The organism is Vibrio sp. 10N.261.46.E11 (genome assembly GCF_041472735.1).
Classification (GTDB): domain Bacteria; phylum Pseudomonadota; class Gammaproteobacteria; order Enterobacterales; family Vibrionaceae; genus Vibrio.
In genome coordinates this window covers 64,821-78,807 of record NZ_JBFRQW010000047.1, presented here as the reverse complement: position 1 = coordinate 78,807, position 13,987 = coordinate 64,821, and the positions used below count along the sequence as shown (strand labels likewise).

Sequence of the window (13,987 nt, the reverse complement as noted above, 5' to 3'; positions counted from 1 at the left end):
AGTCGTTCTCTTAAAACACGACTTGAAGGCGCCTTGGCAGAGTGGCTATGCAGCGGATTGCAAATCCGTGGACCTCGGTTCGACTCCGGGAGGCGCCTCCACCATTTAAAAAGCCCGATCAGAAATGGTCGGGCTTTTTGTGTTCTAATTGGCGTAAATGACCATCGATTTGAATTTAAGTTAGAAAACAAAACTCAACATAACAGTGTAGAGCAACGCATCTTTGTCGGTTTTAGGAGCGTCAATAAAGGCACCATTTGACTTGCGAGTTTCAAAAAATTGAACTTCACCATTGATAGATACATTTGACAGCAAGTCGTAATCTACACCAATCAAATAGCTATTCCCTTCTAAGTGCTCATTGCCGTTAAATTGTGCGCCATAAACGACATAGGGTGTGAATGCACCTAAATGATAGCCTAGGCTTGCATACAGCGATGAAGAAAAATCACTGATTTGTCCTTCACTCGTAAACACGGCTTGGCCAAATTCATATTCCGCACCTAACGACCAAAGCTGCATATGTTGATTTTCTTCTAAACGAAGGGGGCCAACGTTTTTAATTGTTGTCGTTTGATCGAAATTAGAATCTAAGAACGATAGGTTCCAACGATAGTCTTCACCGCTCAATTGTAGATTGGCTCCAAACATTCGATTCGTTTCAAATTCCAGCTCGGTTGTCGAATTGAAGTCGACTTCATTCTTATCTTTGATTCCGAAAAACGGAGAAAGTTGTAGGGTAGCTTCATCGCTTACATCATGAGTTCAACTCACTTTGACCCCATTTAACGCAGTAATACTTAATACGCTGTTATACACCTCTGTCGGTGGCCTTGTTTTGTTTGTCGGTATTTTCTAATGTCCTGAATCTAAAGAGAATATGGCGTAATCTTCTGCGGCATGAGCAGAGCTTAGAAAGAGTAAGTTTCCACATAGTCCTATCGCGACTGGCAATATGACTCTGCGTGGAAGTGTTTTTATTGTTTTAATCCAACCCATGGGTCTCTCCTAACAAGCCGCACTTTCAATTTGATGGAATAGCTTTTCTTTTCTTATGGGCTTCGCTACGTATCCATCCATGCCTGAATCAAAGCACTTTTGAATGTCATCATCGATAACACTGGCGGTTAACGCGATGATAGGAGTTTTGCTTAAGCCTAGGTTTTTCTCATGCTCCCTAATCTCCTTAGTTGCGGTGAAACCGTCCATAACGGGCATCATGCAATCCATTAGAATAATGTCGAAACTACTGTCGTTTTGGTACATGTCGACGGCGATTTGTCCGTTGTCTGCAATTTCAAACGCGTAACCGGCTTTTTTGAGCATGATTGAAGCAACTTTCTGATTTACACGATTGTCTTCAACCAAAAGGATTTTTTCAGACTTACTTGGCACAACGTTAAGCTCAGCTTGCTCTGGTGATGTTTTCTTGGCTGTCTGTGCACTATGAATAGGCGTAACGGTTGAGGTTGTTGATGCGTCAGGCGCGGTATGTGTCGTAGGCAGTGGCATTGCTTCTACAGCTGCGAGCACTTTTTCTTTCAACATCTCGAACTTGAACGGCTTTGGTAAATAGTCATCTATACCCACGTCGAAACATTTCTGGATGTCATCATCAATTACACTGGCGGTTAAAGCTATGATAGGGATACGGCGGGAGGCATTGGTCTCTTTTTCAACGCGGCGAATATTACTTGTCGCTTCAAAACCATCCATAACCGGCATCATACAATCCATGAGTATGGCTGCGTAGTGAGGGTTCGAGGTGAACATGTCTACAGCTTCCTGGCCATTATTCGCAAACTCAAACTCGAAGCCACTTTTTCCAACATGAAGCCCAGCAATCTTCTGGTTGATCTTGTTGTCTTCGACGATAAGGATTTTGTGTTGAATGGTCGCAGCTTGTTGGTTGGTTTCTGACAGTTCAGTTAAGCCTTGTGTATCACACAGTTCAATCGCTTTAATCAAGCGCAAACCAAGCAGGGGCTGTGAGACTTGAGCTGTAATGCAATCGCCAATGTCAGCCGGCTCGTTCAAGAATGATCGAATCAAACAGATAGTGATGCCGTTTTGGTGGAGCTTTTCTAAGTCACTGGTGTAATCACTGGCTTGGAATGCGTCATCTTCAGCAAAGACAACGGTGATTGGTTTAGAGTGTTTTTGAGTAGTGAGTTGTTGTGTAATCGCAGTGGTATCTCTCGTTTGCTGAGTTACTGTTAAACCATAAAGTTTAAGGTCCCACTCAATTCGTTTAGAGAGCATGTTCGCGTTACCTAGAACATAAATGTCGGCGGTTGCTGTGCTTGGTTTTGGCAACATTAAATCAATGGGTAATTCTAGATCGAAGTAGAAACAACTGCCTTCACCTTTGACGGAGTCGAGTTGGATCTGACCACCCATAAGTTCAACAAGCTGAGTACTAATCGCAAGGCCAAGACCAGTACCACCGAATTGTCTGGTCGTTGAATCATCTTCTTGAGCGAACGGTTCGAATATCTGTTTCTGTTGCTGTTTATCGATACCAATCCCCGTGTCTCGCACAGAAAACCTTAGGGTGACATTGTTTTCAGCTTTGTTTAGCGTTTGGATTGACAGGGTAACGCCACCTTTTGCTGTGAACTTCACCGCGTTCGACATAAAGTTCATCAAGATCTGTCTTAATCGGTGATCATCGATCATCACGCGTGCAGGTGTGTCTGGGCTGATTGCAACGTTCACTGATATTTTTTGCTCTTTAGCTTTTGGCGCGACAACAGATGCGATGTCGTAAATGGATTCTCTAATCGATGCCGAATGCGGGCTGATTAATAGCATGCCAGATTCAATCTTAGAGAAGTCTAAGATGTCGTTGATCAGGCTTAACAGTAGTTGGGATGAGGTCTCGATCGTATCTACATAATCACGTTGTGTGGGTGTAAGTGGTGTGTCTGACAGGATCTCCGAAATTCCGATAACGCCATTCAGTGGGGTTCGAATTTCATGAGACATATTGGCCAAGAAGCTACTTTTCGCTTTGCTAGCTTGTATTGCGTGGTCTTTGGCTTCTTCGGCGTCTTCTTTAGCTCGCTCTGCGTATTCTTTCGCTATCGTTAATTTCTCTTTTGCATGTTCTCGTTCGATGGTGAGTCGCTCTACTTGCTGAGCAAATAGGCTGAGTTCGTCTTTGCCTTGAATCAGTTTGTCCAAAGAAGGGCGGGTATCATCGTTTTCACTTTTTAAGAACCTAAGAACTAGCCCAAGATTGTTGGTAACTTGTTTCGCTAAACTGAGGGTTAATCCCATAACAGTTGCTGCAAGCAACGTGACGATGGAAATAAATAGCGTTCTTTCTGTTTGAGCATCTGAGATCGCTTGACCTACTTCGGCCTGGAACTCTTGTTTGATTACGTCACCTAAATTCTGCAACAGGCTTAGGCGAGCACTCATCGCATTGAGTCCGGTAGTGATCTCTTGTGGAGTCAATGCGCTTATTGTGGATGAACTATGAAGTGCGTGACGTATCTCTTGGCTTTTCATAAAAGCCTCATCTTTAAACACTTCAATCATGAGTGAAACTTGATGTGTATTGGCATTCAAGGATACAAATCTTTCTAAGAACAAAACTTGCCTAGCATTGAGGCTTTCAACCAACTCGGCTAGTTCAGAATCATACTCTTGATGATTTTGGTAAATATCGAAGAGTGAAGCGCTGAGCTTAAATTCTTCATTTGACCAAAACATCAACCACTTTAGTTGATGCAAGGCGGTGAGGTGCTGTTGAATCTCACGCTTGGTGATATCAAAAGGGACTTTCTCAATGGCTAGCAACAATTGTTGGTACAAGTCACTTTGCCATTCAATCGCATCCAGCTTATCGAAACTGTCGGTCGTTTTCATAGTCGACAAGGTTGCCTCACTGAAGTCGGCCAGCAGTTGGTTCACTTCTTCGGAACTGTTTAGAAATATGCTGGGTGAAAGTGCTTTGAGCTCGGCATTTACTTTAGCACTTCGATTAACGAACTCTTCAGTGTTTGGTGCCAAAGTACTTCGATACAAGACAGAGATATCTTCAAGGTAAATTGCTAACTGATTGGTTCGCTCAAAATCGTTTAACTGCGTCGTCAGAAAGTAAGCTTGTCTACCGGCTAAGAAAAGGAGCAATGAGATCGGTAGTAGAACTAAGCCAAAGAGTTTATGTTTAACTGAAAGGTTATTCCAGACCGTAAGTGTCGACATATTAAGGATCCATCCAACTGGTTTTATATAAAAACAGTAGAATAAAAATGCCGATATGGAAACTTTGAAACTGTAAATTTAATGGAAGTGTGGGAGGGGTATAAGTTCTTGTGATTCCACAGCTTATTTTGAAATAGCTTCTCTTGCTAGCAATTTATAGCGTTTGGCGGTCGGTTTGATTTTGATGCTTATTGATGAGTATCTTAAAAAGCGAGTTAATTAGGGTGATTTTTATCGAGACTTAGTTCAAATAGAAGTTGCTCTAACACCGTTTTTGCAGAAGGTTCTAGTGCCCAAACACCGAGCATTCTGTTCAGTGCAGCGCGGTACACTCTGTTTTTGAGTAGGAAAGCGAGCGTACGCGTATCGTTGCTCAGAACATTTGATTGTACGACGGTTAACTCAGCTTTGTTCTCGATATCGATTTTCTGAAGATTGAAAGCGGGTAGAAAGGCACACTCATACCAAACTTCTATGATCTCTCGAAGTTCGATTTCCTCTTCAGGCACATCGCAGCCCTGAAGTTGATGGTTTTCAGGAATTGCGGATAAGTAAGCTATATCAAGCTTGTCTGCAACGAATGTGTACATTTGCTTCCTTTTTATCGGTGATTTTAGAGCGAATCATCTCTCTCACTTATGTTTTTGTCAATTACATCCATTTATCTAACGAGTAATTTGTGAATAAGTATCGTCGTGTTTAACTCAAGCTGTTTAAGTATTTGTCTGTTAAGCCAAAATATTTCAAGTTGCCATCAGGCTCTAGAACCAAACTCATATTGGAAGTCGCGATCAAACCGGGATCATTGGTCGAAAAAATGACGGTTTTATTCAGCAACTTATCGCTGAACAGGCGGTTAAAATACTGAGCGTTTTCATTTTCAGCCCCGTTGAACGGTTCATCAATGATTATCAGAGATTGCTCACAGTTACCTAAGCCAAGCGCCAAACGCAGCTTTTGCTGAATACCATTGGGAAGGCCTTTGCATTTATCGACACTTAACTGAGTTGCCAAGCCCTCTGGTAGCCATTCATCTAACTCGAAGAAACTCATCATCTCTTGCATCTTTTCGGTAGGGATTAACCCATTGTGCAAAATGAAGTTGGTCTCCAAAGAGCCTTCAAAAATATGCAGATTGAAAGGGATGTAGTTAATTGAAGTTCGATAGCGATAACTGTTGAACTGCTTGATGTTATAGCCATCGACAGACACAGCACCTTGATACCGGTCTTCTAATCCAGCAATGATCGATATGAGTGTGGTTTTTCCGCAGCCTGTCGGGCCACAAATCACCACTTTTGCACTGGGAGGTATCTTGAAACCGAGGTTAGTTAATCCGGTCGCTGCGCCTGTGTAACGATGGCTGACACCACTGCCCACAATGCTGCCTTGGAATAGGCGAATAGGTGGGCTTTTCTCTAAGGTCAGCTTATCGTCGTTCATCGACATCAAGTTGTTTATCTGAGCGGATGAAGCCTTGATGGATTGAAACTTAGAAATTGAGTTATAGATGCCCATGATTGGGCCTAACGCTTTCCAAACCAGAATAACGGTCGCAAGCATGGCACCGGCATCTGAGGTGCCTTCCATTACGCCAATGACGGCAGTCACGATACTTGCTGTTCCAATCACCTGAATCAAACTACCGCCTGCAGCCTGGATTTTACTGTTGGTTACAGCAACATTCTCCGCATCACTTGTGCTTTGCATATGGGAGGCACTAAAACGAGATTGAACCACGCGCAACAAAGGCAAGCCTTGAATGGTCTTGATACCTCGAAGGATTTCATTCCATTGGTAAGAGACCATGGCGTTAGCGCGAGAGCTTTTGGATGTGGCTTGTGAATATATGTAACGAGAGTACACACAGAACACCAACATCAATATTAAACCACCCATCACCACAAGCGCGGCTGTACCAGACATCAGAGCAATCGCAATGATGAATACAATAACAAACGGCATATCAAAATAGCTAAGCGTTGATTCTGCAGTCACTAAGCGTCGGAACGTATCGATATCTCTCAAACGAGCTAGCTGAGACGAAACCCCTGCGGTTGAGGTCATTGCGTAAGGCAACCAAAGTAGTTTCGATATTACGGCTTGCGATATGTGTACCGCGAGATCTTTACCGGAGGTGGCAATGATGTTGACTCGCATCTTTTTGAAGAAGTATTCCGAGAAGCCAACAATAATGGCGAATAAGGTTAGCCAATAGAGTGTGGCTTGAGAGCTCGAAGTCAGTGCGAAGTTATAGACACTCATGATGAAGAATGGCTGTAACGCACCTAAGATGCTGATCACGAAGCTGAGAATAATCAAGCTTTTAAATTCATTGTTGTAACGGTAGAAAGCGTATTTAATCCAATGACTTCTGTCTTGCGACTCTGGTGGCGGTTCGCGGAACAAGCGTGAATATTCGCTGATTGCAATCAATAAGCAAGGCTTCTTACACATTGGATACTCAATGGTGTTGTTGTTCGTGTAGTCAAACAGAAGCAGCTTTCCGTCCTTGGTGCCTAAGAAAATGGCATTGAGGTTTTCTATCTCGATAAAGCACGGGTGAGGGTACTTATCGATGTTTTCGAGTGTTTTTAACTTGGTTACATCACAACGGTACCCAAGGCGCTCGATGGTGGCTGTAAAACTGTCACCATCTTTTGGTTTTGGTATGAAAGCGTCACTGAGTATAGCGGGCGTACCTTCCCATTCGAGCGCTATCAAGGTGTAAGCCAAGCCGCGGATTAGAGGCGATTGACTGTAGCGTTCGTCATATCCGCTCGCTTCGAAATCTAAGACACGCTGCGGAACGTTGTTGAAGTCAACTAGAATACTCATTGGTCACCTCCCGTAAGTTTGACACGTTTGAGGCGGTGGTTAAGTTTGTCCATCTTATTGCTGGCGATGATTAAGATTTTGTCATTGGCACGATAGGCGGTACTGGTCAGCACGACGCGCGCAAATTCCTCATCAAAGACACAATCTATATCGTCGAATATCAATACACGTTTACTGGCGAGCAGGGCTCTGACTAATAACAGAGCATATCCCACTTGGCGAGAGAATGGATTGCGCATGTGCCCTTTGAGTTCTGTGTAAAAACCAGCAGGAAGCCCATCGATTTGTGCCTTGATGTTCATGGTCTCGCAAAGTGCAAACGCCGTATTATTCAAACTTGGTCGGAAGCAGGTTAGATTATCAATAATGGTTCCTTCCACGAACGAGCTTGTTTTATCGACCATCAGCACGCTGTTGCGCCAAACGTTGTAGTTAACGTCATCGAGGGGGGTCTCGTTAATCATGATGTCCAACTTGCTATCACTATTCTGCCTGGTAATGCAGTTGGCAAGGTGGGTTTTGCCTGAGCCACTTTTCCCTGTAAGTAAATAGGCTTGCCCAAGTTCGAACTCTATACGCTGTTTTTCAGAATACTTAACCGAAATACGTTCAACCTCTGTTGTCTCATGCTGATGTTCAACCGACGCGGCCAGTTCAAGAAGCTCAGCGATGCGCTGTATATGGAGTTTGTTTAGTTCCCAACGGCTCGCGGTACGCATCACTTGTTGGTAGGGCGCAAAGTAACGGTTGGTCAGCATGATTATTGCGGCCATGATGCCTTGGCTAGATTCCATATTAATTACCGCTGTTGCCAAAACCACAACAACACAAGCAATCGAGAGTTGTTGGATGAGCGCTAAGATCAAGCCAAAATTCGATTCAATCTGTTCGTATTTGATGTTTTCAACTTCACGTTCCTCGACCATTTGTGTCATTAGGCTTTCAACGCGGTATTCCATGTTTCTGGCTTTGATATCTAATGGGCTCGAGATGATCTCAATGATTTTGGATGTGGTTAAGCCTTCGATATCTGACTTGTTCTGTAAGCTGCCAATCTTTTGTTTAGAAAGACTCCATGCGAAAATCGCTAAGATCAGCGAGGCTATCAGAAGTGTCACGCCAGCCCATATGTTGATAAGGCCAATAATGAGGATGGTTATAACGCTGACGGCTAGGTTAATCAGAGCTCGAACTGATTCGCCACCAAAGAAGGTTTTAAGCTCTGGAATGGTTGAGATTCGTTCGAGGTATTCCCCCGGTTCTAAGCGGCGGAATTTGGAGATCTCAGCCAAACAGATGGCTTGGAAGACCTTGTTGGTTAAGTTGGTCTCAAACTGCCTCATGATGACGGAAGATATCTTTTCCTCCTGATTTTTTAAGTGATAATCGAGGAAGATAGATATCAAGATAATCGCGAACAGCAAGAACAACGTATCTTGTGCTTGGTTTGGTAATACTCGGTCGAAAATGATCAGAATTGAGAAGGGCAGTACCAAGCCAAATAGAGTGGAAATTATCGTAGAGAAAGTCAGATAACACTTATCTGCCATATTGATCTTTTGAGAAAACTGCTCAGTTTGCATTACGACCTCCTGCTTTCAACGACTCAGTTGAGAGAAGGTGTTTAGGCACGAGTTCTTGATTGTTACGACCTTCAATATCGCTCATCAATTGCATAATGCTTTCTATCGATTGAATCGAAAGTACGCCTTTAACTTGCTCAAGCTTAATGGTCTCGATGATGTAGTCGTATCGAGCACTTTCATAATCTCTTAAGGCGCTGAAAAGCTTACTTTCTGCGGCCAATAAATCGGTGATGGTACGGGTGCCTAACTGGTATGCCCTTTGAATGCCTTTGTAAGAGGCATAGTTGGCGCGAATGATGTTCTCGTAACTGCTTATAGATTGCGAAAAATCGTTAATGTTGAGCACAGAGGTGTTCACGCTGTTACGGGTGGTGTAAAGCGAATCTTGATAAAGCAGCTCGGTACGTTCAATTGCCGTCGATGATTTTTGATATCCGTAGTAATCAGAGCCACCAGACAAAATAGGCAAGGTTAGATTCAAGCCAACGCTAGTTGAGTTGCTTTCGCCTGTCGCTGTGATGTCGGTTTTATCGTAGTTATTGGCGTCATCGTGACGATAACTGGCTGAAAGCGACACGGTAGGTAAGAAGTTCGAACCGCTCTCTTTTAAGCTTCTTCGGCTTCTCTCGACGTTTTTCTTGGCTACTAGTAAGTCGTTGTTGAGCTTTAACGCTTGATCCATGATTGAGCGTTGTTCGGTTTCGTTTATCTCTTTTAAAGGCACACTTTCGTATATGTCTTGTGACGGAGTGATAGGGTACTGAATCTGAATGGACAGCCCGTTGAGAATGACACGGCGATCTTTCTGCAAGGTTCTTAATCGATTCGACACGCTTTCTTTCTGAGCGATAACTTCGTACAGCTCGCTGGCGGCTGTATTGCCGAGCTCCACATTGCGTCGCATCTGATGCTCACGAGTCTCTGACGATTTAAGCTCGACCTTGGTCGCTTTTATCTGCGCGTTGTTTTTCAAATACTCGAAGTATTGAGAGCCGATTTCAGAGATGGTGCTTTGGATTTTGTTCTCGTGTTTAATTTCTTCAATATTGAAGTCGAGTTTTGCCGTGCCATATTTGAAAATATCGCCCAGATTGAAGATCGATTGGGACAAGGAAAGGCTGTAGCTGTTTGAGTTATAGCTGGAGGTTTCATCGGGCACGCTCGATAACAAGGTTTCATTCTCATTCCATGTAGTATCAGCTGCACCATTGAGTGAAGGAAGAAACTTAGAGCGGCTGATCCCAATGTTGTATTCGTTCTCTTCCACACCTTTATCACTAGCGCGAAGAGACAGGCTGTTTTGCAGGCCGAGTTCTACCGCCTCAAGCAGGGTCGTCGCCGATGCTGAAGGTATCGTGCTGAATGCAAGCGCAGCCATAATGCTGCTAGTTAAGTTTCTGTACAGCCACATATTTGTTGATCACCTTGATGATTTGGTCACTTTTGTAAGGTTTGCTGATCACGTAATCCATTCCGGCTTCAATACAAGCCTGGTGTTCGTTACTGCTGGTCAATGCGGTTGCCCCTATGATGGTACAAGGGTTTTTCTCGTTCTCTTGTTCAAACTGGCGAATGCGTTTGGTCGCTTCAATGCCGCCCATACCTGGCATGATGCAGTCCATGAAAATGATGTCAGAACGTTTATTCATGAAGTGCTCAACTGCGTCGGCACCATCGCCAACCGTGTCTGGTTCATACTCTTGTTTGGTGAGGATTCGTTTAAGTAAGATTTGCTGAACTCGGTCATCCTCTACGATAAGGAATGAACTGTTTTCCATCTGCTCTTCTGATGCTTCTGCTTCCATAATGGTGAGCAAGTTGGGAATAAACTCATAAGGAATCGCAGGGGAGTTGATGATCTTATCGACGAAGCTGTGACACTCTTGCGCATGCTGAGTATTGGTTACAGACAGCAACAGCTTGGTATTTGGATGATTCTTAAGTTGGGATTTGACCGTTTTACTTAGTGATGCCAACTTGTTAGGTTCAAAGGTGTCGGTCAATATGATGGCATCGTACTCACCGAAGGTTTTCGCCGCCGAAAATAACTCATTGGCAGTGCGAATTTCGGTGATATCAAGCCCCAAGTTGCTGAGCATTTTCTTCATTACATCGATACGAACTTGAGTATTGGCGCACAGCAGTAAACGCTTGCCGTCGAAGCGAGTTTTCTCTGTATGGAAATTCTTCGCCTTGAGATCAAGCTCGATCTGAAAACGTTCTTGTGTACCCGATTGGAACCAGTGACTTTCGTAATACCCGTAATCTTTTAAAACGCTTTTCGCTAAGTCGTCGGTGTTAGCGGTATGGTGCTTATGAGCGCTCCAATGAAGCTTGTTGAGCTTGGCGACAGAGACATCTAGCGTTGAAAGGAAGTTGAGATTGATGGTGACACGCGTATTTTCCATATCCGAAGCCGCACCAGACTCTATCGTCACGAATAACTTCTTGTTTGATTTAAGTTGGATGGCGTTAGAAAGCTGCAGGAACAATATCCAGAACAAGCTGGTGGATTGGCCTTCCACACGATTCGGCAAATTATCAGAGATAAAGCAGTCGAGTTGACCTTCGTTCCTTTGAACTTTGGCACTGATATGAATCATTAACTCAGACAACACACTCAATAAAGAGAATTCCTTCGACTTACTTTCCGTACCCTGTGAAATCAAACGGTTATAGTTTTCTGCTAACTCAGATAAGGTACTACACGCAGAGGTAATATCCTTCGCCATCAGTACGCCGTTTTCATCGGTTTCTTGAACCAGATATTGGACTCCACCGTTGATGGTGTTGGTGATTCCGCGAATCTCATAGCCGATTAGCGCATACAGTTGTTTGTAAAGATCGTTATTGCGCTTTTGGTCTTCCAATTTACTGAAGATCAGTTTGAGGTGAGAGTAGATCTGGCGTTGTTTCGGATTGATGCTCACTTCATTCAGAAGCTCTTCGAGTCTTTGTAAGTCGAGTTGCTTCAGCTCTTGATAGAGAGCATCGAACTCATAGTCGATTTCTCGTTCATTAGAGCTGGATTTCTTCAGCTTCAACATAGCAACTGAGTTCGATAGGACCGTGATTACGGCCAGTATCACGACCACCATAAACAACCAGATAAAGAACTCATTTTTCTCTGACATCAAGTCACTCGCATGGTTGTTGAACATGGTGCGGTAGTTGTCGTCCATCTGCAGGTAGTTGTTCGTCAGTGACAGGTATAAGTCGAGTACGTCGTTGCGTGTTTTAGCGCTGTCGGAAAAGCGATTGATAGCCAATTCAAGTTGGGTGTATTCAGTAGCACCAACCAAACTGAATTCGGTTTTGTTCAAAGAGGCTAAAGAGCGGAATTCATCAATCTCACCCTTCAAAGTAGACAGGTTAAAGTCACTGGTACTGCAATTGTTGGCTTTTAAGCAGTGCTGCAAGGTTTGGATATCAAGCTCTATGGTCTGGTTGAGTTCTTGAGCTTGTATTAGAAGTGGGGCACTTTGCACTTGTGCAACAGAATCTACTTTCGACCAAGAAAAGTATAAATAGAAAGCGAGAGCGGCCAGTACGACGCTAAGCAAGATGCTGAGTCGCAAGGCCGGTACGGAAATGTTGTAAGAAGGTTTTCCGCTCATTGATTACCTCTCATCGAATGCATCTTCGATGGCAGACATCACAGGTTTCGCTGCGTATTCGATTACACGGCGTGAGCCCGTTTTAACGTCGGCAGTAAACTCCATATAAGGCGATAACTTGTATTGAGTGCCTCCTCGCTCAAGAAAGTTTTGGTCAATTTCAATCTCTGCTAAATAGAACTCGGCATCTTCTTCTTCATAAGACGAACGGCTTATTGAGGCGATGGTCCCCTCAACAAATCCATATTTGGCGAAGTTATAAGTGTCCATTTTTACTTTCACTGCTTGGCCAATTTCAACAAAACCCATGTCTTTACGCGGGATCTTTGCTTCACCGTGTAACGAGTTATTGATTGGTGCAATATCAGCGATACTTTCGCCAGGTGGTATAACCGCAGAGCGGAAGTTGAAGTGCAGTTTGTCGACCACACCATCGACTGGTGAGTAGACAATGAGGCGGTCAACCTTGTCAGAATGCTGCGGTTGTAGGATTCGCTTCAGCTTGAGGTCTTTATTCGCTTGAATGATTTGCGCTTGATATTCAGAGTTACGATTCTCAACCAAATCTCGATGTTGTTTTTCCAGTTTGTCGAGTTGAAATCGTTCATTCATCACAGACTCATCAAGGTTCTCAATCTCACGAACCATATTGGATTCTTGTACTTTCATGTTAAGAACGTCGACATAGGACGCCATCTCTTCTTTATAGAGGGTGTTTTTGATGTTGAGCTGCTTACGTATCAGAGAGAGTTGATTCTCAGAACTTTTGCGACGCTTTAACATTGAACTGATTAACGAATTCTTGTGCTTAATATCGTGTGTGATGAGTTCTTCATTTGAACGGTTCTTTGAGAACTCTTGTCGCCACGTGTTCATGTTGGTCTGTACTTGTTCTGGATACTGTTCAATGAAGTTGGCGAAATTGGGTTCCACCATGTCACGCAAACTTTCATAACGAATCTTGTCGAGCTCAAGCTGAACGATCTCCGTGTTCACGGTATCGAGCTGAGTGTTGCGGTCGAGTGAACGGATTCGCGCGATAGGTTGGCCTTCGTACACGACTTCACCTTTTCTCACCAATAACTCTTCTAATATCCCACCTTCTAGGTGTTGAACCTTCTCTACATCAGACTCTAATAACAACTCTCCACGCACAGAAACAACAATGTCGATGCGCGCCTGTGATGCCACGGCGATAGCGACCAAAGCGAGCAGGAATATGATGAGCAAGGTTTTATGAACGCTGGTCATGGCACTCGCAAGTACGATGGTGTCATCTGCCGTCACCTTCGAAGCCTCGTTATTCGATACGAGTGCTTTTCTGAGGTGATGCTCTATTTGGTTATTACTCATGACCTACCTCGATGACTTGTTATCGACCACTTCCTTAACATCTAGCAAGTGATTGATTTGTCGATTGACGTTTTGTAGTTCAGTTCTTACATCCTCTAAAAGCGTTTCTGGAGCAGGGAACTCGTGTTTGCTCAAATGTTCTAGCTTGGCCATTTTTGGCGGCAGGTCTTGGTCACATAACAACGTTAAGATAGTCTTCAATTTTTTAGAGTAGTTGTTGAGTTCGTCAAAACGATTACCCTTATGAAGCTTCTCTATGTTGATTGCTGCATCTGAAAAGTCCTTATAAAAGTCGCCTAATAGCAATTGCAGCCCTTTGTGGTTGTTGTCGATTGAACGCAACAAATTCGTCATGTCTATCATCATTCCACTGCCTTA

The 13,987-nt window shown here is 43.7% G+C and carries 8 protein-coding genes, 1 tRNA gene and 1 pseudogene; 1 reads left to right on the top strand and 9 read right to left on the bottom strand.

All coding sequences use genetic code 11. The features are described from left to right. The first annotated feature begins 27 nt into the window (after window positions 1-27). A tRNA-Cys gene (locus AB4407_RS15645) sits at window positions 28-101 on the top strand. Between the two features lie 79 nt (window positions 102-180). On the opposite strand, the pseudogene AB4407_RS15640 reads toward AB4407_RS15645, so the two are convergent. The 9 genes and pseudogenes from AB4407_RS15640 to AB4407_RS15600 all read right to left on the bottom strand — a co-directional run. Then, a pseudogene (locus AB4407_RS15640) lies at window positions 181-834 on the bottom strand (sulfate ABC transporter permease); the annotation flags it as partial. A gap of 174 nt (window positions 835-1,008) precedes the next feature. After that, window positions 1,009-4,215, bottom strand: a complete 3,207-nt coding sequence (locus AB4407_RS15635; RefSeq protein ID WP_372121206.1) for a response regulator — start codon at window positions 4,213-4,215, stop codon at window positions 1,009-1,011. 215 nt (window positions 4,216-4,430) lie between these two features. After that, window positions 4,431-4,805: a hypothetical protein gene (locus AB4407_RS15630; RefSeq protein ID WP_372121205.1), complete on the bottom strand. Its 375-nt coding sequence runs from the start codon at window positions 4,803-4,805 to the stop codon at window positions 4,431-4,433. A 109-nt stretch (window positions 4,806-4,914) separates the two neighbouring features. Continuing rightward, complete coding sequence (locus AB4407_RS15625; RefSeq protein ID WP_372121204.1) at window positions 4,915-7,053, bottom strand: ATP-binding cassette domain-containing protein; 2,139 nt, start codon at window positions 7,051-7,053, stop codon at window positions 4,915-4,917. Next, complete coding sequence (locus tag AB4407_RS15620; protein ID WP_372121203.1) at window positions 7,050-8,636, bottom strand: ABC transporter transmembrane domain-containing protein; 1,587 nt, start codon at window positions 8,634-8,636, stop codon at window positions 7,050-7,052. Before AB4407_RS15620 ends, AB4407_RS15625 begins: the two co-directional genes overlap by 4 nt. After that, complete coding sequence (locus tag AB4407_RS15615) at window positions 8,626-10,050, bottom strand: TolC family protein (protein ID WP_372121202.1); 1,425 nt, start codon at window positions 10,048-10,050, stop codon at window positions 8,626-8,628. The genes AB4407_RS15620 and AB4407_RS15615 overlap by 11 nt, the downstream gene beginning before the upstream one ends. Then, window positions 10,025-12,256, bottom strand: coding sequence for a response regulator (locus AB4407_RS15610; protein ID WP_372121201.1), 2,232 nt, complete (start codon window positions 12,254-12,256; stop codon window positions 10,025-10,027). Before AB4407_RS15610 ends, AB4407_RS15615 begins: the two co-directional genes overlap by 26 nt. 3 nt (window positions 12,257-12,259) lie before the next feature. After that, window positions 12,260-13,609, bottom strand: a complete 1,350-nt coding sequence (locus tag AB4407_RS15605) for an HlyD family type I secretion periplasmic adaptor subunit (protein WP_372121200.1) — start codon at window positions 13,607-13,609, stop codon at window positions 12,260-12,262. Window positions 13,610-13,612: 3 nt separating this feature from the next. Next, window positions 13,613-13,975 carry a hypothetical protein gene (locus tag AB4407_RS15600; RefSeq protein ID WP_372121199.1) on the bottom strand — a complete coding sequence of 121 codons (363 nt, stop codon included), beginning with the start codon at window positions 13,973-13,975 and terminating at the stop codon, window positions 13,613-13,615. Window positions 13,976-13,987: the final 12 nt, after the last annotated feature.